This window comes from Luteimonas sp. A482, assembly GCF_054072655.1.
In genome coordinates, this window is record NZ_JBSVRO010000001.1 from 1,780,933 (window position 1) to 1,802,576 (window position 21,644).

Annotated in this window: 20 protein-coding genes and 1 tRNA gene; 8 read left to right on the forward strand and 13 right to left on the reverse strand. The window is 66.9% G+C overall.

Annotated features, from left to right (window positions below):
• The first annotated feature begins 103 nt into the window (after positions 1-103).
• The 4 genes from ACW5DW_RS07910 (at position 104) to ACW5DW_RS07925 (ending at position 5,029) form a co-directional block, all read left to right on the forward strand.
• Positions 104-1,996 (forward strand): right-handed parallel beta-helix repeat-containing protein, encoded by a 1,893-nt coding sequence (locus tag ACW5DW_RS07910; RefSeq protein WP_457018216.1) that lies wholly within the window; start codon positions 104-106, stop codon positions 1,994-1,996.
• A gap of 269 nt (positions 1,997-2,265) precedes the next feature.
• On the forward strand, positions 2,266-2,796 hold the full coding sequence (locus ACW5DW_RS07915; RefSeq protein ID WP_457018217.1) for a hypothetical protein: 531 nt from the start codon (positions 2,266-2,268) through the stop codon (positions 2,794-2,796).
• 45 nt (positions 2,797-2,841) lie between these two features.
• A complete protein-coding gene (locus ACW5DW_RS07920; protein ID WP_457018218.1) occupies positions 2,842-4,146 on the forward strand; it encodes an acyltransferase family protein in 1,305 nt (434 codons plus the stop codon).
• Between the two features lie 40 nt (positions 4,147-4,186).
• On the forward strand, positions 4,187-5,029 hold the full coding sequence (locus ACW5DW_RS07925; protein WP_457018219.1) for an endonuclease/exonuclease/phosphatase family protein: 843 nt from the start codon (positions 4,187-4,189) through the stop codon (positions 5,027-5,029).
• 114 nt (positions 5,030-5,143) lie between these two features.
• On the opposite strand, the gene ACW5DW_RS07930 is transcribed toward ACW5DW_RS07925, so the two are convergent.
• A complete protein-coding gene (locus tag ACW5DW_RS07930; protein ID WP_457018220.1) occupies positions 5,144-6,193 on the reverse strand; it encodes a diguanylate cyclase in 1,050 nt (349 codons plus the stop codon).
• 196 nt (positions 6,194-6,389) lie between these two features.
• Here ACW5DW_RS07930 and ACW5DW_RS07935 point away from each other — a divergent pair, with 196 nt between their 5' ends.
• From ACW5DW_RS07935 to ACW5DW_RS07945, 3 genes are all read left to right on the forward strand, one after another.
• On the forward strand, positions 6,390-8,507 hold the full coding sequence (locus ACW5DW_RS07935; RefSeq protein ID WP_457018221.1) for a M13 family metallopeptidase: 2,118 nt from the start codon (positions 6,390-6,392) through the stop codon (positions 8,505-8,507).
• 115 nt (positions 8,508-8,622) lie between these two features.
• Complete coding sequence (locus tag ACW5DW_RS07940; protein ID WP_457018222.1) at positions 8,623-8,967, forward strand: RidA family protein; 345 nt, start codon at positions 8,623-8,625, stop codon at positions 8,965-8,967.
• Between the two features lie 185 nt (positions 8,968-9,152).
• Complete coding sequence (locus tag ACW5DW_RS07945) at positions 9,153-10,292, forward strand: NAD-dependent epimerase/dehydratase family protein (protein WP_457018223.1); 1,140 nt, start codon at positions 9,153-9,155, stop codon at positions 10,290-10,292.
• A 209-nt stretch (positions 10,293-10,501) separates the two neighbouring features.
• On the opposite strand, the gene ACW5DW_RS07950 is transcribed toward ACW5DW_RS07945, so the two are convergent.
• The gene (locus ACW5DW_RS07950) at positions 10,502-10,864 is read right to left on the reverse strand and encodes a glycine zipper 2TM domain-containing protein (RefSeq protein ID WP_457018224.1); all 363 of its coding nucleotides are present in this window, start codon (positions 10,862-10,864) and stop codon (positions 10,502-10,504) included.
• A 156-nt stretch (positions 10,865-11,020) separates the two neighbouring features.
• On the opposite strand from ACW5DW_RS07950, the gene ACW5DW_RS07955 reads away from it, so the two are divergent.
• Positions 11,021-11,764 carry an extensin-like domain-containing protein gene (locus ACW5DW_RS07955; protein WP_457018225.1) on the forward strand — a complete coding sequence of 248 codons (744 nt, stop codon included), beginning with the start codon at positions 11,021-11,023 and terminating at the stop codon, positions 11,762-11,764.
• Between the two features lie 7 nt (positions 11,765-11,771).
• Here the strand turns inward: ACW5DW_RS07955 and ACW5DW_RS07960 are convergent, their stop codons facing one another.
• From ACW5DW_RS07960 to metX, 11 genes are all read right to left on the reverse strand, one after another.
• Positions 11,772-12,422 (reverse strand): glutathione S-transferase family protein, encoded by a 651-nt coding sequence (locus ACW5DW_RS07960; RefSeq protein WP_457018226.1) that lies wholly within the window; start codon positions 12,420-12,422, stop codon positions 11,772-11,774.
• Between the two features lie 90 nt (positions 12,423-12,512).
• Positions 12,513-13,700: a PQQ-dependent sugar dehydrogenase gene (locus ACW5DW_RS07965; protein ID WP_457018432.1), complete on the reverse strand. Its 1,188-nt coding sequence runs from the start codon at positions 13,698-13,700 to the stop codon at positions 12,513-12,515.
• Positions 13,701-13,952: 252 nt separating this feature from the next.
• A complete protein-coding gene (locus ACW5DW_RS07970; protein WP_457018227.1) occupies positions 13,953-15,362 on the reverse strand; it encodes an ATP-dependent DNA helicase in 1,410 nt (469 codons plus the stop codon).
• Between the two features lie 658 nt (positions 15,363-16,020).
• A complete protein-coding gene (locus ACW5DW_RS07975) occupies positions 16,021-16,446 on the reverse strand; it encodes a hypothetical protein (protein ID WP_457018228.1) in 426 nt (141 codons plus the stop codon).
• A gap of 236 nt (positions 16,447-16,682) precedes the next feature.
• Positions 16,683-17,024: a hypothetical protein gene (locus ACW5DW_RS07980; RefSeq protein WP_457018229.1), complete on the reverse strand. Its 342-nt coding sequence runs from the start codon at positions 17,022-17,024 to the stop codon at positions 16,683-16,685.
• Positions 17,021-17,587, reverse strand: a complete 567-nt coding sequence (locus ACW5DW_RS07985) for a Cap15 family cyclic dinucleotide receptor domain-containing protein (protein ID WP_457018230.1) — start codon at positions 17,585-17,587, stop codon at positions 17,021-17,023. The genes ACW5DW_RS07980 and ACW5DW_RS07985 overlap by 4 nt, the downstream gene beginning before the upstream one ends.
• Positions 17,588-17,671: 84 nt before the next feature.
• Positions 17,672-18,586, reverse strand: coding sequence for a nucleotidyltransferase domain-containing protein (locus ACW5DW_RS07990; protein ID WP_457018231.1), 915 nt, complete (start codon positions 18,584-18,586; stop codon positions 17,672-17,674).
• A gap of 569 nt (positions 18,587-19,155) precedes the next feature.
• Positions 19,156-19,242, reverse strand: a tRNA-Leu gene (locus tag ACW5DW_RS07995).
• A 40-nt stretch (positions 19,243-19,282) separates the two neighbouring features.
• The gene (locus ACW5DW_RS08000; protein WP_457018232.1) at positions 19,283-19,741 is read right to left on the reverse strand and encodes a DUF2214 family protein; all 459 of its coding nucleotides are present in this window, start codon (positions 19,739-19,741) and stop codon (positions 19,283-19,285) included.
• 49 nt (positions 19,742-19,790) lie between these two features.
• Positions 19,791-20,384 carry a cysteine dioxygenase gene (locus ACW5DW_RS08005; protein ID WP_457018233.1) on the reverse strand — a complete coding sequence of 198 codons (594 nt, stop codon included), beginning with the start codon at positions 20,382-20,384 and terminating at the stop codon, positions 19,791-19,793.
• 65 nt (positions 20,385-20,449) lie between these two features.
• On the reverse strand, positions 20,450-21,562 hold the full coding sequence (gene metX / locus ACW5DW_RS08010; protein ID WP_457018234.1) for a homoserine O-acetyltransferase MetX: 1,113 nt from the start codon (positions 21,560-21,562) through the stop codon (positions 20,450-20,452).
• Between the last annotated feature and the right edge of the window lie 82 nt (positions 21,563-21,644).

Sequence of the window (21,644 nt, forward strand, 5' to 3'; positions counted from 1 at the left end):
GTGTCGCCAGTAGCGCTTCGGGGTGGTACCTTCTGGTAGCGCTAACATGCAGGCGGACCTGCCGCATGTTCCAAGCCGTCCGGCTGTCTCTGGGAGGAACCACATGCCGCTTTCCGTCAATGCGCCGCCGGCGCGTTCACGTCATCTGTTCCGCGCACTCTCGATTCGCATGTTCTCGGTGTTCGTGCCCGTCGTGGCGCTGCTGCTGCCGCTGTCGGCCGCGGCGCAGCCTTCCGGCGGGCCGTATGGCCCGATCCCGCAGTCCTACGCGGTGCCCACGGCAGGCACTATCCACCATGTCGCGCCAGACGGCGACGCGTCTTCCCCGGGGACCTCGCTGCAGAAGCCGACGACCATCGAAGCGGCAATGGCGCGGGTGGTCACCGGCGACACCATCGTCCTGCGGGGCGGCACCTACCGCACCGGCGGCCTGCAGCTCAACCAGGGCATCACCATGCAGCCCTACCTTGGCGAGCGCCCGGTGCTGAAGGGCACGCGGGTCGCCACCGAGTGGGAGGAGCTGCGCGACAACGTGTGGCGCACGAAGTGGGACCGGCTGTTTCCGGCCCAGCCTCTGGCGTGGTGGCGCATCGAGCGCGAGGGCATGCGCACGCCGCTGCACCGCTTCAACAACGACATGGTGTTCGTCGACGGCAAGCCGCTGCTCTCGCAGGGCTGGGCCGGCGATCTTGGCGACGCGGGCTACTACATCGATTACGAACACGGCTACGTCTACGTTGGCGTCGATCCGGCCGAGCACGAAATCGAGATCACCGCCCACGACATCGCCCTGCATCGGCCCTCGCGTCCGGTGCACGGCAAGGACTCCGACCGCAAGGGTCCGACCATCCGCGGCCTGACCTTCACCCAGTACGCCTTCCGCGCCATCGACATCGAAGGCAAGAAGCCATCCACCGGCCCCAACGACGAGCCGACCGATGATCCGGTCGGGATCTCCGACCCGTCGCAGCACGGCAAGGAAGTGGTGGGCACCACCCTCGACAACGTCACCATCAGCTTCACCTCGCGCGTGGCCGGCTATTTCCGCGGCGATGGCCTGACCATCCGCAACTCGCTGATCAGCGACACCGGCACCGAGGGCATCTACGTGATCGGCTCGTCGGACGTGCTGCTGGAGCGCAACATCGTCCGCCGCAACAACATCGAGCAACTCAGTGGCTACTACCCGGCGGCGGTGAAGATATTCAACCAGTCCCACCGCGTCACGGTGCGCGACAACCTGGTGATCGAGCATCCGCATTCGAACGGCGTCTGGTATGACGTGGGCAACGAGGAAGGCGTGTTCGCCAACAACCACGTCGAAGGCACGGGGATCGGCTTCTTCTTCGAGATCTCCAGGGGCGTGGTGGTGGCCGGCAACGTGTTCGCAAACAACGAGCAGGGCATCCGCATCCTCAACAGCGCCGATGCACGCGTCTACCACAACACCTTCTACAACTCGCCGGTGATGTTCGACCGCAACGAGCGCAGCGCCACGGCCGACCATTTCGCCTGGCATCCTGCGACCGGACCGGACGTGGACGAGCGCGAGGGCCATGTGTTCGAAGGCAACCTGCTGGTTGGCGGGGACGGCTTCACCAAGCCGCTGCTGCATTTCGACCAGCCCGCCGCGATGTGCGGCACCCTGACCCGGCCGATGTCGACCCGGGTCGATGGCAACGCCTATGTGCGCGGTCCCAGCGACGAACCCCTCGTGACCTGGAGCCCTGTACGTGGCAAGGACTGCCTGGCGCGCTACGACAATCTGGCTGCGTTCCAGAAAGCGGCGGGCGTGGAGGCGAACGGGGTCGCGCTGGTGTCGCCGCACGGCTCGCTGTTCCGCAGCGTCGACCTGGGCCGCTTCGAACTGTCGCGCCAGCCCGAAGGCCTGAATCCCGCCGCCGTCCCCGCCGAAGCGCGCAAGGTATTGGGCTGGACCGGCGACGCGCTGCCTGGCGCACATTCCACCGCCTGGCCTGCGGGCGCCGTCCAGTAGAGTCCGTCGCAGCACGGGCGCTCCCACGGCATCGTGCAGGAGCGCCTGCAGGCCCAGACCACGGTCTGCCGCGACGCGTCGCGGCAGGCTGTTGCGTTGCGCGACAACGACAGCCGGCTTCGATCGAATGAGACAGGCTGCCGCCATGTCGAACTGGTGGGGATGCCAGGTCGATATACGGCGTCACGCACTATCGAATACTTGCACGCGTCACGTCGGAGCGACACCGCATTTGCGAGCCTGCGCACAGGCAGCAAGGAGCTAGCGCGATGTCCGACATCCCCCTGACCGGAGAGGTCTCCAACAGCAAGCTGGCCGCGGTATTCGACAGCCAGCGTGCCGCGCGCGAAGCTGCGGCAGCGCTGTGCAGGGAACTCGACCTGGCTCTGCCGCAAGTCAAGGTGATCGGCGCCGACTCCACTGACGTGGACATCCAGCTCGAACCCGAGGGTGGCGGCATCTGGCATACGATCCTCCGCGCACACATGTGGCTCGGCATCTGGGGCGCAGTGCTGGGGCTCGTTGCTTTCGGATTGCTGTACTGGGGCGGCGTGCCCTTCATCGTGCAGTCGCCGGTGGCGGCGATCCTGGCGCTGCTGTTCTTCGGCAGCACCGCAGGGCTGCTGCTCGGCGGGCTGGTGTCGCTGCGGCCCGACCACGACCGCTATATCCACGCTACCCACGATGCGATGGAGCAGGGCCGTACCACGGTCGTGGTGCACGCCTTGAGCAGCGAACAGCGCAGCCGCGCCGCCGAGTTCCTGGCCGCCCGCGGCGCGGATGTAACGCAGACGCTCTAGGCCGCAGGCCGGGCTACCATGCTCCGTCCCCGCGCCGGAGCGCCGATGTCCACGCCGCAGCGTGATCCCTATCCCGATGCCCTGCGGGCCGGCGCACTGCTGGTCGTGGTGTTCGGACACTGGGTGGCCACGCTGCCGCGCATGGTCGATGGGCGCCTGATCGGGACCGACCATCTGCTGGCCACATGGGATGCGGCCGGCATGCTTACCTGGCTGGTGCAGGTGGTACCGCTGTTCGTGTTTGTCTCCGCCGCGGTCAGCGCCGACGGCGTCGCACGGCGGATGGCAGACAACGGGCAGGGCACCTGGTGGGCGGCGCGCGCGCTGTCGCTGGCGCGGCCAACGGTCACCTACCTTGCGGTGCTGGTCGCGCTGGCGCTGGTTGCGCTGCTGTCGGGCGGGCGCCTGCTGGGCGTGTTCGACCAGTCGCTGACCATCCACCTGTGGTTCCTGCTGATGCTGCTCACGGTGCAGGCGCTGCTGCCCTGGTGCCTGAAGCTGGATGCGCGCTTCGGCCTTGCTGCGGTGCTCGCGCTGGTGGTCGCCGCCGCCGCGCTCGACGCGGCGCGGGCGGGTGTGACATCGCTCGACGCGCTGCTCAGCATTGGCGCGCGCGTTTCGGAGCGGCCTGCCGGCATCGCCTGGCTGAACATGCTGCTGGTATGGCTGATCCCGCAGCAGTTGGGCATCGCCTGGAAGCGCGGCCGCTTCCGCGGCGTGGGTGCGGGCGCGGCGTTCGTGCTGCTGGGCGCGGCCTGGCTGCTGCTGGCAATGGCCAGCGGCTATCCCGTGGCGATGGTGGGCGTGGCGCTGGCCGGCAACAACATGCTGCCGCCGACGCTCGCGCTGATCGGCGTGATGTGGCTGCAGGTCGGCGCAGTGCTGCTGTTCGAGCCGCTGGCCAGGCGCCTGCTGGCCGGACGCGTCCCGGCGCGGGCGATCGCGGTGCTCGGCGCGCTCGGCATGCCGCTGTACCTGTGGCACAAGCTGGCCGAACTGCCGGCTGCGTGGCTGGGCGAACGGCTCGGCCTGCCGATCGACGCCGGGCTGCCGGGCGAACCAGGTTTCTGGCTGGGCCGCGCCTGCTGGATCGCGCTGTGCCTGCTGATGGTGGCGCCGGTGATCGCGGCGGTGCTGCGCTTCGAGCTCAGCCGCGATCGCGAGGTGCCTGCGGTCGATGCGATGGGGCGGATCGTCGTCGGCGGCATCGCGCTGTATTTCGGCCTGGCGGCGGCGCTGGTCTGGGGCGTGTGGCCGGGCGCAGTGGCCGGATTGCCTGCCGTGCTGCTGGCTTCGTGGCAGCTGCGCCGGCGCGGCGTCGAGGCAGCGGCCGATGCCGATGCGGCCTGATGCGTCCCGGCGTTCCCACCCGGGAACCGCGATCACCGGCATGCTCATCGCCTGCCTGTTGATGGCACTCGCCGCCTGCCGCTCGGTCGAGACCAGCGCGCCCACCTTGCGCGTGATGACCCTCAACGTGCGCCTGCCGCTGGAATCCGACGGCGTCAACCACTGGCCACTACGGCGCGATGCGATGGCGCGGCTGATCGACGCCACCGCCCCCGACGTGATCGCCACCCAGGAGCTGATGCGCGTGCAGGCCGACGACCTGTCCACGCGCCTGCCGCAGTACGCCTGGTTCGGCCGCGGGCGCCGCGGTGGCGACGGGGACGAACACATGGGCGTGTTCTACCGGCCCGACGTCCTGCGCCTGCTCGAGTCGGGGCACTTCTGGCTGTCGGACACGCCGCAGCTGCCCGGCAGCATCAGCTGGGGCCACCTCTATCCGCGGATGGTGAGCTGGGGCCTGTTCGAACGGCGGGCGGACGGGCTGCGCTTCCACCTGTTCAATACCCATCTGCCGTACCGGCCGGAGGACAACCAGGCCCGCTTGCGCGCGGCGGAGCTGATCCTGGAGCGCATCGCGCACGTGGATGGGCCGATCATCCTGGCAGGCGACTTCAACGACACGCCCGGCAGCGCGGTGCATCGCCGGCTCACCGCCGCACTGCACGATGCTTGGGAACAGGCGCCGCAGCGCGAGGGGCCTGCCGGCACCTTCCATGGCTTCAGCGGCACGCCCGGGGCGCGTATCGACTGGGTGCTGTCGGGCGGCCTGCAGGCGCGGAGCGCAAGCACCCTGGCCGAACCGGTCGACGGCCGCCACGTGTCGGACCACTTCCCGGTGCTGGTGGAGTTCGAGGTCGCGTCGCCGTCGGCGCGCGCTGAGTAGCTAGGGCAACGCTGAAAAACTGTCATTTCGAGCGTAGCGAGAAATCTATGCTGTTGATTTCCCGAGATTCCTCACTGCGTTCGGAATGACAAACCGGACTTTTTCAGCATTGCCCTAGGCCGTGACCACCCGGTTGCGGCCCGCGGCCTTGGCCCGGTACAGCGCGGCGTCGGCGGCTCGCACCCAGCTGTCGAGGCTGGCGTCTTGCGCGGTCGCGGCGGCCACACCGATGCTCAGGGAACAGCGCAGGCCGGGCTCGGCGTCGAACACCTGCCGCTCCGCCTCGCTGCGGATGCGCTCGGCCACCTGGCCGGCCTTCGCGGTATCCGTGTCGACCAGCAACACCGCGAACTCGTCGCCGCCGTAGCGGGCGGGCAGGTCGGTGCCCCGCACGCTCTGCCGCAGGATGGCGGCGATGCGCTTGAGCACCACGTCGCCCATGCCGTGCCCGTAGCGGTCGTTGATCGTCTTGAAGCGATCAACGTCGAGCAGCAGCGTCGCGGGCCGCCCCAACCGGTGGAAGCGCTCAAGCTCGGTGGCCGCCACCTCCTCCAGGTGCGGCCGGTTGGGCAGCTGCATGGTCGGGTCGGTGCGGTTCAGACGCTGCAGCTCGCGCTTCTGTTCGGCGATGCGGCTGCCAAGGCGGTGCGTGACCATGCTCAGCACCACGGTGTAGACGAACAGGAACGGGATGGTCAGCAGCAGCGTGCGCTGCGAGGTCAGCGGCTGGAAAGGAAACCCGAGCAGGGTCCAGGTGAGCAGGAAGCCGCAGGCCAGCGCGACCGTCGAACGTCCCAGCAGCCGCCATCCGCCAGCCGCGATCTTGTCCGCCGTCGCCATGGTCACGAACAGCGCCGTCGGCGCGACGCTGACCGCCATGAAGGCGATCCACATGCCGGAGAAGGCCGAATCCAGGCTCAGGCAGCGGAACTGCGCGGCGACCGGATTACGCGCGCGGATGCTGATCCAGTAGGCGATCTGCGGCCAGAGCAGGGCATTGATGCCCACCAGGATCCACACGGCCAACGGCGCTTCGCGCTCGGCCAGCACCGAGCCGATCGGCAGGGCGCACAGGGCCGTCCCCAGCATGCGCATGCCGTGGATGCGCCGGATAAACCGCAGCTTGCGGCTACGGTTGCGTTGCGTGTTGGTGTATTCCGTCATCGACAGTCACATTGCCCGGATCGCCGTATGGCCTGGGTCAAATCCGGCTAACGGCCGCGGCATCGGCCTCCCGAGCTTGCCGCCCGACCCATGCCATTCGGCCCGGGCCAGGCTGCGCGCAGGCCGCTATGCTGGCGGCCGGGCAGCGCGACTGTAGATCGCCTTCCTATATTTTTCAGAGTATTGGAGATCGATCTTGAAGAAGAACATCCTGTCTGCAGCGACGCTGCTGGCCCTGGCCATGTCGGCCCAGCTGGCCGCGCACGAGAGCCACGGTTGCCTCGACGAGGCCTGCACGCTGCAGTCGCTGGTCGCAGTCGACGCCGGTGGCGGAGCGGCGGACCAGGGCGCCATCGAGGCGCAGCGCTATGGCAGCTGGGGCGTCGACACCGCCGGCATGGACCCCAATGTGTCCCCGGGCGAGGACTTCTTCGCCTACGCCAGCGGGCAGTGGGCCAAGACCACGCAGATTCCGTCGGACCAGTCGAGCTACGGCAATTTCCGCGTGCTGCGCGACCTGTCCGAGGCGCGCGTGCGGCGACTGCTTGAAAGCTACCCGAAGGCCGATCCCGCCAGCGGCGACGACGCGGGCAAGATCGCCACGCTCTACCAGGACTTCCTGGACGAGGCCGCGATCGAGGCGCGCGGCGACGCGCCGCTGCAGCCCCTGATCGCGCAGCTGCGCGAGGCCCCGGACAAGGACGCACTGGTGCGCGCCAGCGTTTCGCGCGGCTTCGGCGGCGGCCTGTACCGGCTGATGGTCTCCGACGACCAGCGCAACCCGGACCGCTACACGCTGTACCTGTCGCAGTCGGGCCTGGGCCTGGGCGACCGCGAGATGTACCTGCGCGACAACTTCGCTCCGCAGCGCGAGCGTTACCTGAGCTATGTCGCGCAACTCCTTGAACTTGCTGGATGGGAAGACTCCAAGACAGCGGCCGAAAAGGTGCTGGCGTTCGAAACCCGGATCGCCGAAGCGCACTGGACCCGCGCGCAGAGCCGCGAGCGCGACAAGACCTACAACCCGCTGCCGCTGAAGGAGTTCGCCAGCAAGGCGCCGGGCTTCCCCTGGGCGACGTTCTTCGAGGCGTCGGGCGTCGGCCAGGCCGAACTCGCCGTCGTGCGCCAGGACAGCGCCATCCCGGAGATGGCCAAGGCCTTCGCCGAAACCGACCTCGACACCCTCAAGGCCTGGCAGGCGGCCGAGCTGGTCGATTCGATGGCGCCGCTGCTGCCGGCTCGCTTCGTCAACGCGCACTACGAGTTCCGCGAGAAGTTCATGTCCGGCCAGCCGGAGCAGCGCGAGCGCTGGAAGCGCGGCGTGTCCTTCGTCGAGAGCGCGATGGGCGAGGCGATCGGCCGCGACTACGTGGCCCTGTATTTCCCGCCTGACGCCAAGGCCAAGATGGACGACCTGGTCGCCAACGTGAAGCTTGCGATGGGCGCCCGGCTTGATGCGCTGGACTGGATGTCGCCCGACACCAAGGCCGAGGCGCGCGCCAAACTGGCCGGCTTCGGGCTGAAGATCGGCCATCCGGACGAGTGGCGCGACTACAGCGCGCTGGAAGTGCGCGACGGCGACGTGCTGGGCAATGCGCTGCGCGCGCGCAGCTTCGAGTGGGACTACCGCCGCGCACGCCTTGGCCAGAAGGTGGACAAGGCCGAGTGGGGCATGACCCCGCAGACGGTGAACGCCTACTACAACTCGGTGAAGAACGAGATCGTGTTCCCGGCCGGCATCCTGCAGCCGCCGTTCTTCGACCCCGATGCGGATCCGGCGGTGAACTACGGCGCCATCGGCGGCGTGATCGGCCACGAGATCATCCACGGCTTCGACGACCAGGGCCGCAAGTCCGACGGCGCCGGCCTGCTGCGCGACTGGTGGACGGCCGAGGACGCGGCCAAGTTCGAGGCGCAGGCGGCGAAGCTGGGCGCGCAGTACGAGGCCTACGAGTTCCCGCAGCTGCCGGGCATGCACATCAACAGCAAGGTTGCGATGGGCGAGAACATCGGCGACCTCGGCGGCCTGACCATCGCGCTGGAGGCCTACCGGCGCTCGCTCGACGGCAAGCCGGCGCCGGTGATCGACGGTTTCACCGGCGAGCAGCGCCTGTTCCTGGGCTGGGCGCAGGTGTGGCGCACGCTGTGGCGCGATGATGCGCTGCGCCAGCAGCTGGTCAACGGCACGCACTCGCCGGGGCATATCCGCGCGTTTGCGCCGCTGCGCAACATCGATGCCTGGTATGAGGCCTTCGACGTGAAGCAGGGCGATCCGCTGTGGATCGCACCGGAAGACCGCGTCCGCATCTGGTGACGCACATTGAAGGGGCAGGCTTGGGCCTGCCCCTTCGTCATTGGCGGCACCGGGCGCTTTCCGACGGAAGGGCGGTGGCATATCGTGGCGCTCCTTTCCCCGATGGAACCGCACCATGATCCAGCGCATCGACGCCGGCCCGCGCATGTCGGAAGCCAGCATCCACAACGGCGTGGTCTATCTCGCCGGCCAGGTGCCCGAGACCGACGGCGCGGACATCGAAACCCAGACCCGCGAAGTGCTGGCGGCGATCGATGCCCTGCTCGCGCAGGTTGGCAGCCACAAGCAGCGGATCCTGCGCGCGCAGATCTACCTGGCCGACATCGCCGACTTCGCCGGCATGAACCGCGCCTGGGACGAATGGGTGCTGCCGGGCAACGCACCCTCGCGCGCAACCTTGGAAGCCAAGCTGGCCCGGCCAGAGTGGAAGGTCGAGATCGTGGTGACTGCGGCCGTCTGATCGCCAGGGCTGGCGGCAGGACGCACGATGGGGCGAGTCAGCTGCCGCTCGGGAGCCGCAGCGGGCGACATTGGATCCGGCGCAGGTTTGCCGCGTCTGGCGAATCGGCCGGCTCCGACTTCCGCCATGGGCGGCGCGGGGCCTGCCGGTGGTAGAACGGCGGCACCTTCCCGTGGAACCCGGCCATGCACACCACCCGCCGCACCCTGTTCAAGCTCGGCGCGCTTGCCGCCGCCGCCACCGCGCTGCCGTCGATCGGCTCGACCACGTCCACGGCCCCCATCGCGCGCGCTGCGAAGCCGCTGCGGATATTGATCCTCGGCGGCACCGGCTTCACCGGGCCGTTCCAGGTCCAGTACGCGCTTGCGCGGGGCCATCGGGTCACCCTGTTCAACCGGGGCAGGAGCCCGTCGCCGGCGTGGCCGGGCGAGGTGGAACAACTGCACGGTGATCGCAACACGGGCGACCTCAAGGCGCTGGAAGGCCGCGAGTGGGACGTGTGCATCGACAACCCCACCACGCTGCCGTTCTGGGTGCGCGACGCGGGCCAGGCGCTCAAGGGGCGCGTTGGCCACTACCTGTTCGTGTCCACCATTTCGGTCTATGCCGACGGCTCGAAGCCGGGGATCACCGAGGATGCGCCGCTGGCGCAGTACCAGGGCCGCGACGCCATGGCCGAAACGCGCGGGACGCTGCTCGCCGACATGGCCAACCTCTATGGCCCGCTCAAGGCGCTGAGCGAGGCCGAAGCACGCCGCCAATTCGGCCCACGCGTGACCATCGTGCGCCCGGGCTACATCGTCGGCCCGCGCGACGCGACCGACCGCTTCACCTACTGGCCGCACCGCATCGCGCAGGGCGGCGAAATACTGGTGCCTGGCGACGGCCTCGATCCGGTGCAGATCATCGACGGTCGCGACCTGGGCGAATGGATGATCCGCCTGGCGGAGGACGGCACTACCGGCACCTTCAATGCCTGCGGGCCGGACTACGTCATGGGCATGGATGCGATGGTGCACGGCTGCCACGCCGTCACCGGCGGACCGGCAACATTCACGCACGTGCCGGCAGCGTTCCTCGAGTCGCAGGAGGCGGGCTTCCCGATCTGGGTATCACGCGATCATGCGCAGTACGGCGGCTATGGCTCGGTGGGCAATGCGCGCGCGATCGCAGCCGGACTGACGTTCCGGCCGTTGGCAACGACGGTGGCTGACCTGCTCGAATGGTTTCGCGGCCTGCCGACGGACCGGCAGGCCAAGCTTGAAGCGGGACCAGGCCGGCAGCAGGAAGCGGCGATCCTGCGGGCGTGGAAAGAGCAGGGCTGAAGAGCGCAGTTCCCTGTCATTTCGACCACAGATCCCTGTCATTTCGCTCGCAGCTCCCTGTCATTTCGATCGCAGCTCCCTGTCATTTCGACCGCAGGGAGAAATCTGCTTCTCCGGGTCCGACAGCAGATTTCTCCCTGCGATCGAAAAGACACCGTAGCGCTCAAGCGTCTATCGCCTGAACCGGACAGATTTCGACCACTGGGCGCTCAACGCCACACGCGCTCGCACCGCTCTTCCGTCACTCGGTCGCCGCGCTGCTCCTGCCGGTTCTCCTGCACGTTCCGACCAACCGCACCACCGGCGATTGCGCCGCCGACCGTGGCCAGGTCGCGTCCGCGGCCGCTGCCTATCTGGCTGCCCAGCACGCCGCCAATCACCGCTCCCGCCGCCGTACCGGCGATCTTGTTGGGATCCCTGTCCGCGCGACGCACCTCGACCTCCTCGCACACCACGCGGCTGCCGTCATTGAAGCGGCGGCCTTCGTCCTGGGGTCCGTAGGTCTGGGCTTGCGCCAAAGGCATGGCCGCCAGGGCGAGCGTCGCGATCGCAATACCGTGGAATGCTTTCATCGAAATCTCCGTCGGTGACATGTAGGGCGCATGCTGGGAGGCACGGCGCAAAACCGCGGTGAAAATACGCGACTGCCGGCGCCGCGGTTCAGTTGCGTGACATGCCTGTCCACGCCGTCACGCAGGCTTGGGTGCCACGCCGCCACGATGCATGCAATGGATGAAAAACCCCGACGCCGTCCGCTCGGCGGGCTGCTGTTCCTGTTGCTTCTCGCCTTCGCCGGCTGGGCCCTGTGGTCCGGCGCGCTACCCTTTCCCGATCGCTGGAATCCATGGGCGCCGCTGCGCATCGATGATCCGCCCAACATGCTGACGCGCTTCAAGCTCGACCGCGCCTCGGCCGATCGTGCCGCCTGCAGTGACGCGCTTGCGCAGGCGCAACTGGCCACATCGCCCCTTGAGGATCGCAACACCGGCGAAGGCTGCGGCTTCGACAACGCCGTCCGCATCTCCCGCACCAGCGTGGCGGTGGGCGAGCCGTTCGCGTTGAGCTGTCGCACGGCGCTGTCGCTGGCGATGTGGGAACAGCACGCGCTACAGCAGGCCGCGCAGCGCCATCTCGGCAGCCCGGTCGCGCGGATCGAGCACTTCGGCTCCTACAGCTGCCGCAACCTGTACGGCCGCGAAGGCGGCCGGCGCAGCCAGCACGCGACCGCGGACGCCTTCGACATCGGCGGCTTCGTGCTGGAGGACAGCCGCCGGATCCGTGTGCTGGGCGACTGGGACACGGCGCCGGGCGAGGGCGACGCACCAGCCGAGCTCACCCCCGAAGCCGCATTCCTGCGCGATGTGCGCGACGGCGCCTGCAACTGGTTCGATGCCGTGCTCGGCCCCGACTACAACGCCGCCCACGCCGACCATTTCCATTTCGATCGCGGACGCGCGCGCATCTGCCGCTAGGCGGCGTTCAATCCTCGATGCGACCCAGCGGAAAATAGCTCCGGTACGGCCGCGCCTCGTCCACCGCCCGCGCGAACGAGGGCCGCGCCAGCAGGCGTCGCCGGTACGCGTGGACCTGCGTGAGTGCTTCCGGGATGGCGTGCGTCCATTGGGCGTAGAACAGGAACGGCGCTGCCCCGCAATCGGCCAGGCTGAATTGGTCCCCGGCCGCCCACGTGCGTCCGGCCATATGCACTTCCAGCCAGGCATAGGCTGTCTCGAGCATCGCCTTGGCATCGGCGACGCCGTACGGGTCACGCGAACCTTCCGGCCGCAGCGCGTCGAATACGCACTTCTGCTGCGGCGTGGACACGTAGTTGTCGAAGAACCGGTCCAGCATCCGGACCTCGAGCGCTGTCTCCGGATCGGCCGGGATCAGCTGGCATTGGCCCGGGTGATGCAGCTGCAGGTGTTCGATGATCGTGCTGGCCTCGATCACCGTGCGCCCGCCATCGACCAGGACCGGAAATCGCTTCATCGGCCAATGCGCCGCCAGCTCCTCCATGTGCCCGCCCTCTTCGAGATGGCGGTACTCGAACGGCGTGTCGTTCTCGTACAGGGCGACCAGCACCTTCTGGCAATAGGACGAAAAGGGGTGTGCGTAGAGGATCGGCTTCATCGATGCAGGCATCCGGAGGTGTCGCCTACGACGATCCACCCGCCATGCGATCGACAGATGGCAGGTCTGCCGTGGGCCGTTGTGCCAGCGTCAGCCGGGCGGGGTGAGCTTCAGCAGGCGCCCGCCACCGCCATCCTCCAGCAGCCAGATCGCCCCGTCGGGGCCCTGTTCGATCTCGCGGATGCGCCGGCCCATCGGATAGCGCCGGTACTCGGCCGCGTTGGTGCCGTTGAAGCGCACCCGCACCAGCGCCTGCGACGCCAGCCCGCCGATGAAGGCATCGCCGCGGAACGTGGGGAACAGGCTGCCCGAGTAGATGACCATGCCGGCCGGCGCGATCACCGGCGTCCACCAGGTCTTCGGCGCCTCGAGGTCGGGCCGGGTGTCGTGGTCGGGAATCGGCGCGCCGCCGTAGTGGCTGCCGTTGGAAACAAGCGGCCAGCCGTAGTTGAGCCCGCGCAGGACCAGGTTGAGTTCGTCGCCGCCCTCCGGCCCCATCTCGTGCGACCACAGCCGGCCCTCGGCATCGAAGCTGATGCCCAGCGGATTGCGATGGCCGAGCGACCAGACCTGCGCGGCCACGCCGCCCTGGCTGGCGAAGGGATTGTCGGCGGGGATCGTGCCGTCGTCGTTGAGCCGGATGATCTTGCCCAGGTTGGTCGACATGTCCTGGGCCGGATCGAACTTCTGCCGGTCGCCCGAGGTGATCCACAGCTTGCCGGCCGCGTCGAAGGCCAGGCGGTGGCTGAAGTGGCCCTGGCCACTCACCTTCGGCGCCTGCTCCCAGATGCGCTCGATGCTGTCCAGGTGGCCGCCGCCTGTGCCGTCTAGAGTCAGCCGCGCGCGCACCACCACCGCACCGTAGACGCTGCCGCTGCGCTCGATGTAGCTCAGGTAGATGCGGCGGTTGCCCGCATGCTGCGGATGCAGGATCACGTCGCCCAGTCCGCCCTGTCCGCCATAGGCGACGGCCGGCACGCCGCTGATCGTTCCGGCCTGGCCGGTGGCCGGGTTCAGCAGCCGCAGCGCGCCACCCTTCTCGGTGACCAGCAGGCGACCGTCGGGCAGGAAGGTCATCGCCCAGGGCTCGTTGAAGCTGGCGACCGGCGTGCTGCGGAATGGCGGATCGGGTTCGACGATGCGTCGCCGCGGGCCGTTGCCGCCGGTAACGCGGGTGACGGCAGCTGGCGCGGTCGCTGCGGGCGTGCGCACCGGAGCAGGGCTGGCGGTTTCCGCCGTGCTGGAGCTGGCGCGTACGACGGCCACTGGCAGAGTCACGGCAACGGCGGTCTGCCGAGGCGCCGCCTCGGCTGTCTGGTCCTTTCGCGACGTGGTGTCGACGATCACGTCATCGCAGCCGGCCAAGGCGAAGGCGAGACTCGCGGGAAGCAACCAGGACAGGCGCATGCGAGAGCTCCTTGCTGGGCAGGGCGCACATCCTCGATGCGCGACGCGTTTCACTACCGCCGCGGACGTTAGCACGCCGTGATTCCGGCAATGCGTACAGCGGCAACGACCGCACCTCCGCAACTACCGATCGATCCCCAGCTCCCGATAGAACGCCACCACCACCGGATCGGTGCGCACGTCACGCATCGAAATCGGCCGCGCCAGGGTGATCCCCTCCAGCGTCCGCGCCCGCGACAGCGCCACATAGGTCTGGCCCTCGGCGAACGCGCCGCCATCGCCCAGGTTGAGGGTCAGCGCGTCCAGGCTCAGCCCCTGCGATTTGTGGATCGTCATCGCCCAGCCCAGCGCCAGCGGAAACTGCTCGAAGCTGCCCACCACCTCCGCCTCCACCCGCCGCGTCTGGTAGTCGTAGGAATACTTGTACTTGTGCCAGGTCTCGCGCCCGACCAGCAACACATTGTCGGTCTCGTCCTTGCGCACGCGGATGTGGTCGTCTTCCATCCCAACCACGGTCGCCAGATCGCCGTTGATCCATTCGGGCTTGCGGTTCTTCAGGAAGATCACCTTGGCGCCGACCTTCAGCTCCAGCCTGTCGGGCACCGGCAGCTTCCACTTGTTGGCCGCCACCGTGCCGCCCACGCGCGCCTCGTACAGCTGCACCTCGCCTGCCAACTGGTCCAGCTCGCGCATGTTGATGCTGCGCGCGCTCTGGTTGGTCGGCACCAGATACGTGCCGACCGGCGCATCGGCCGCGCGGTCGCGATAGCAGGTGCGGTTGAACAGCGCGACCGCATCGCGGCAATCGTCGTTCAGGCGGATGCGGTTGAGCGCCTCGATGAATTCCCCGTCCGCCTGGCGCCGCACCTTGGCCAGCACCATCGGCACGATCGGCTGCTCGCGGAAGATGTCGGCCGAGAAGAAATAGCGCGTCTGGTAGCGGTGCGAGAAGTACACGACCTCCTCGGGCGTCCCCACCACCGGCGGCAGCTGCAGCAAGTCGCCGACGAAGATCACCGGCACCCCACCGAAGGGCTGGTCGTTGCCGCGGGCGCTGCGCAGGATGTTGCTCATGGTGTCGACCATGTTCGGCAACACCATCGACACCTCGTCGACGATCAGGCACTTCACGTTCTCCAGCACCAGTCGCACCTTCGCGCTCACCGGATGCTTCTCTTCCGGATCGATCAACCGCGGCGGCAGGCCGAAGAACGAGTGGATGGTGTCGCCCTGGACCGCCGCGGCCGCGACCGCCGTGGGCGCCACCACCGCACAGGAGTCGAGCTGGCTGCGCAGCCAGTGGATCAGCGTCGACTTGCCCGTCCCGGCCTTGCCGGTCACGAACAGGGCAGGGCAGCCGGCCCGCAGCGCCTCCAGGATGAACTCGTACTCCGGCAGCACCTCCACGCCCACCAGCTGGTCCGGCGTCGAGGTATAGCGCTTGGCCTTGCGCTCGCCATGCTCGGGCACGATCACGTCCTGCACCTTCGACAGGTCGCGCGCGAGCCACTTGAGGGTGTCGAGGATGCTCATGGGGGGATGATGCGCCGCCTGTCCAGGGCTGGCCAGCAAGTACGGTGCTGCGTCGGTGCCGTGACAGGCCCGTTCGTGCACCGCGGCGGGGCGGCCCTGAGGTTTCGCACCGGGCGCAAGCCACGGAGCGCCGGCCGCAAGCGAATGCGAGTTGCGCGCAAGCCGTTTCCGGTCGCGCGCAAGCGAATCCGGGGTGCGCGCAAGCCGTTTCCGGTCGCGCGCAAGCGAAACCGGGGTGCGCGCAAGCCGCTTCCGGTCGAGCGCAAGCGAATCCGGGTTGCGTGCAAGCCGTTTCCGGTCGCACGCAAGCGAAACCGGCTTGCGCGCAAGCGTTTGGCGGTCGCGCGCAAGCGAAATTGGCTTGCGCGCGGGGGGAATTCGGTCGAGGGCGACACGCCTGCCGCCCGATCGCAAGCGACGCCACGTTGCGCGCAAGCAAAAAACGCTTGCGCGCGACCAGTAATCAGTTGCGCACGAGCCGCAATCGTCCGCCTTCGGACCAGACAGGCTTGCGGCGCGCCCCGCTGCGGTCGTGACCCCTGACCCGCTGGGGTTTCCCGGCGCGTTGCCGATGATCCAGCGTCCGCCGAACCTCCCCACGCGGCAGACGCCTACGAACCCCGTTGGCCCGGAACGTCATGGCACCTTTCCTCGAGGATCAATCGGCCGAGCGCATGCCCGACGTCGCCCTGTACTCCGCAACCGTTTGTGCGGCGCTGGGATTGGACATCGCCATGCCATTGACAAAGACCGCAGGCGCACCGCGCTTGAACACGTCCACGGCCCTGTCGATGCCGGCCATCTGATCGGGCGTCGGCTCCGCCAGGTCAAACGAGAACGCGTCGCCCCTGACGACCGGGATCCCCGCCCGCGCCAGTTCCCGGATGAGGGTCTCGGTGCGTTGAGCCTGCTCCGACGGACAGTTACGCGGCGCGAGCACCAGAACCGAGCCGCGCGCGGCGCCGTCGGGCATCTCGACCGGCACAAAACCGTTGGCGCTGGTGGCCACGCCCGCCAGAGCGTCCGCGTCGGGCCACAACTGGAAGGCGCCATAGGACCCGCAGACCAGGATCAGGATCGTCACGGTTCGCACGAGTACCCCTTGCCCAGTCGAGGCGAGAACCTTAGGCCAACATCAGATCTGTTCGGGCACATCTGGAACGGCCCCTTCGCCCCGTAGAGGAGATGGGATCGGCCCACCGCCATCCCGTTGGATCGGACGGCTTGCCCCTCGGAGGAAGTTAACCTGACCCCCACATCCCCCTTGTTCAGCCTGTCCCGCCCGGAGCTTGTGGACGCGGTACGGGCGGAGTGAGCGCGTTAACGCCGTTCTTCGATCTGTTCAGTGATAACGCGCCGGATTGACTCCTCGGTAATCTCAGTAATTTCAACCCGATTGATGATTACGCGCTCGACACTGCGCGACTTGAGTTTGTCGCATAGCCATGCAGAGAACAGGCCGACGTCGATATCTACCGCGAGTTGCAGAATGTATTGGCTTACCTGGGGGATATCAACTGCTTTGCGAATCAGCCCGCCTTGAAATTGCAGCTTCGCACCGCCGGGCGCATCGATGACCATGCCTTGCTGGATCGTGCTGGAGTCCGCGATAAGGAATGGCAGTTGACGGTCGAATGATTCGATATCGATACCTATGTTCATGGCTTCACCTTTGTATCGAAGTAGGTTCTTGCATCGACGAATCGTGAGAATCTTTCATCCGTTCGCTCCGTAAATTCCATGTGACCAACGGTCTTGCGGTCCGTCCAATAGTCGGCCTCTAGGGCGGTTGGTTTGTATTTCTTGGATCCGTGGGTGGAGATCACTGCTGCACCTACATGCCTTTCGCTTCGTACTCCGCGCAATGAGACGCTCGGTGTGTTGGCATAGGCGATTGCGATTTCAAAGCGCGATGCGCATGTGCTGGGCTTGATCGAGTGAGCCAATAGGCAGGACTCGGATTCTGGTGTAAGTAGGTGGATTTCAAGTTTAGACGCGGTTTGCGTGATAGCAGCATAGGCGGCGATAGGCGGAATTCCTTGATTTGTTTCGGGGTTGATCCAGCTCGACTGAATAGTGACTTTCCATGTGCCTCGAATGTCGGGCCGATCAAACAGAATTCCTTGGAGCGAACGAACACGCCATAGAAAGTGCTCCATCGCTATAGCTACGGCAGCGAGAACCGCTACAACACTGGAAAATGGCGCCAGGTGGTCCCAAGTCATTGGGGTGTCTCGTATCAGTAGGACTGTCGCCCATGCTGCAGTTGCGATCCCAAGCGCTGCGGTGATTTGGAGGCGAGTAAACATTCAGGCCACCCCGATATATCGGCGTGCCGCATCTACGAACGATTCCGCTTCCGCTCGCTTCGCATCGTCTCCTCTGAAAAGCCATTTGTATCCGCTGACCTCTGTCCAGTCTTCACAGGCACTCATGGAGTAAGTATTCGAAGAAAGGTAGTTGAGCACCGACCTCACATCTTCAAACCACGTTTCGTGTGCGAAATGTTCATTAGGAACGTTCCAGACCATGCATTCAATCAGGAACCCTTTTATGGGGTCTGCTTCAGCAACGTTGCCCTCGTTCATAATGTGGCGCAACTTCTTGACGACCCTAACTACAGCGCGATACGCGCGCCGAGTTTGGTTGTTCTTTGCGTTTCCGTTCTCGTAGTGCTGCTCCGGCCATTCGGGAGTGGAATATAGCTTCTCAGGCCAGTTAAAAATTCTTCCGCCGGAGTCGGGCCTGAGTTCTGTTCCGCAGATGTATGTTCCATTATCGTAAAACCGTCTGTGTTCCATCAGCGGCACTACGTCTGCATCCACCCGATAAGTGTTCTCATGCACGTCGAATGCCTTGTCGCCTCGCAAGACCGCGCTTCTTCCGAAATGGCTGACGAGCGCAGACTCTAGGTCGTTCTTGAAATGTGAGTACCCATATGAGACGTCGATAACGTTGAAGTCTGAGCCAGACATTCCGGGTGGGTAGACGGGTCCAAACAGATTGCCCGTGTAAAGAACTCCAATGTCTACGTCGCTTTCCTGGCGTACATTGACCCTGTTCCTATAAGAGCCTTGGACAAAAACCTTTGTTCGCTGGGAAAGCGTATTGTCTGCGCGGAGGGCCGCCTGAACCGCATTAATAGAATTTTGTATTTTTTGTGCCTCAGTCGCGCTGGGCGGCTGAGCCCAAGAACTGAATCGCTCGTTCCAGTAAGCACTCATAAAGCTACATCCTGTAGTTGGTTGTTTAGCTGATACTAGCGCGCCTAGCTTGGGCTAGCGGCGTCTCATCCCTTGCGACCACCCACCTAGAATATCGTGCGAAGCAGTTTCGCCGGAGAGGAGTTTATGGATCGATGGCACTGGATAGCGGTTCGGGCCTGCGACCCCGTCATGTTCGCACTGCTGATGGCCGTGGTGTTGGTGGCCGTGCTTTCGTAGTGGCAGGCAAGCCTGCTGCTGGCCGGGTTCGTGGTGGTGGTCGGGCGCTGGCTGCCCGTGCTGGCGCTGGCAGCCACGTTGTGGCTGGTGGCTGCGCCCACGGACAGGCTAGTACAGTGGCAGCGCGACCAAGGGTTCGATTGCCCGCGTTGCGGCGGCCCGCTGGGGCACGAACGGGATACGCCAGCCGGGGCGGCGCTTTTACCGGCGTTGCTATGCGTGCGGCGACAACGTGAACCACCGGCGCGATTAGTAACACCGCATAGCGCAGCTTACGGGCCAACTACGGGCCAAATCTATTGCAGGAAAACGAAGGGGCTAGGCCGCGAAGCCTAACCCCTTCTTTTACCTGGTGCCGGAGGTGGGACTCGAACCCACACGCTTTTAAAGGCGGCGGATTTTGAGTCCGCTGCGTCTACCGATTCCGCCACTCCGGCGCGGGGGCGCAGTATAGCGAATCAGCCGGCCGGTCCCGCGTCAGAACGACAGTCCGCCGTGGCGGGCCATGCCGGCGGCGAGGACCAGGATCACGGCGATCAGCGCGAACTCGATGCGGACGATGGTGCGCAGGTGCGCGACCTGCGCCGGGGCGGGCAACCAGGCGGCGTCTGCGCGCAGCTGGAGGCGCCAGCGCAGGAAGGCGAGAGTGGGCCACAGCGAGAGCGCGGCGACCAGCACGAACACGCCGAGCTTGGCATGGAACCAGGGGTTGTGCAGGTAATAGGCGCTGCCCTTGACCCCGAAGAACAGGCGTGCGCCGCCGGCAAACAGCAGCAGGACCGCGGTGAGGCCGTAACCACGATCGATGCCGGCCAGCCGCTTCATCACGGCAGCGTCGATGGGGCGCGACAGCAGCGCCGACTGCACGGCGAGCATGACGATCAGGCCGAAGAACAGCAGGTGGTGCAGGCTGGCAAGCAGGAAGTCGGGCAGCATCGGGCGGTGTCCTTGGGCAACGTGGCCGCCGAAGGGTAGCGCAGCGCGGTTACGCCGCGCGGTCGACCGACAGCGTCGCCGGCACGCGCCGGTACCACTCGGCCTGCTCGGGATCGAACCGGCAGCAGTGATCCATCTGGCCCTGGTAGATGTGCACCGACACCGCCACTGCGTCGTCGCTGGCGTTGTGGATGGTGTGGTACTCGTGCGGCGGGATCAGGCTGCCGGCGCTGCCCGGGCCGGCATGCATGCCGCTGGCGGCGCGGAAGCGGCAGCGTTCGCCGTCGGTCTCGAGCAACTCGTACTGGGTGATCTCCAGTTCGCCATGCCAGACGCCTTCCACGCACCACAAACCGCAGTGGTCGTGAATCGGCGTGCCCTGGCCGGGGCCCCATGTCATGGCGATCACGCTGTAGCCGAGGTCGGAGCTGCGGTAGAGCTCGCGGCGGGCGTAGTGGTCGTCGAGCCTGTCGTGCACGCAGTCGGGCAGGCGCACGGCGGGGTCGCGGATCAGTTCGCACAGGACGCTGCGCAGGCGCGCGGTCACCGCGTGCTTGTCGCCGCTGCGCACCGACGCGTCGACGGCCGCAACAAAGCGGTCTCGACCCTGGAAGGGGATGCCGGTCGGGGCGTCGGAAGCCATGGCCGCATTCTAGACCGTACCGGCTGAAACAATTCAAGGTGGGCCCGGGACCGGGCCGCAGCGCCTCAGAGTGCCTGCAGGAAGCCGCCCACCGCCGGCCCGAAGCGGCCCATGTCGACCAGGAAGGCATCGTGGCCCTGCGGCGATTCCAGCCCCACGAAGTGCGCATCCACGCCGCCGCGGGCGAGGCCGTCGGCGATCTCCTCCTGCTGCTCGACCGGGAACAGGATGTCGGTGCGTGCACCGATCGCCAGGGCGCGCTCGACGCGGAGCCCGGCCAGCGCGGCCATCACGTCGCCGCCCGCGTATTCGGCCAGGTCGAACCAGTCCATGCAGCGACTGAGGTAGAGGTAGCTGTTGGGGTCGTAGCGGCGCACGAAGCGGCGCGCGTGGCCTTCGAGATAGCTCTCGACCTGGAATTCCAGGCCGAAGGGGTCGTCGTCGACCTGCTCCGAATCGAGCCGCACGCGGCCGAAGCGCCCGTCCCATTCCAGCGCCGAGCGGTAGGTGATCACGCCCAGCTTGCGCGCGATGCGCATGCCCGACTCGGGGTAGGTCGCCTCGTCGTACTCGCCGTTGTTCCAGTTCGGATCGAGGCGGATCGCCTCGCGCTGCAGCGAGCGCGCCGCGATCGAGAACGGAAGCGCGCGCGCACTGCCGGACACGTTGATATGCGTGCGGGCAAGGCCCGGATGCCGCTGCAGGAACGCAAGCGCAGTCATCCCGCCCATGGAGTTGCCGATCACGCAGGCCAACTGCTCGATGCGCAGGGCGCGCACCACGTGTGCCGCGCCATCGGCGATGTCCTCGATCGACACGTCGGGAAATGACAGGCGATACAACGCTCCGGTCGCGGGATCCACCGACGCCGGCCCGGTCGAGCCCTTGCAGCTGCCCAGCGAGTTGACGCAGACCACGAACCAGCGGTCCGTGTCGATCGGCTTGCCCGGGCCAAGCATGGCTTCCCACCAGCCCGGCGCGGGATCGAGTTCGCTGGAGGCGGCGTGCGCATCCGGCGAGAGGCCGGTGACGATCAGGATCGTGTTGTCGCGCCCCTCGTTGAGCGTGCCCCAGGTTTCATAGGCGACGCGCGCACCGTGCAGCGCGCCGCCGCGCTTCATCGGGAACGTCGAGGGCAGGTCGATCCAACGTGTGGCGGGGGGGATGAACTCGGTCATCCGGGAATTCTAACGGGATCGCGCTTTGACCGAGGGCGGAGCAGTTGGGTGGCCCGCGGCGGCCAAGCAGGGGCGATGCGCG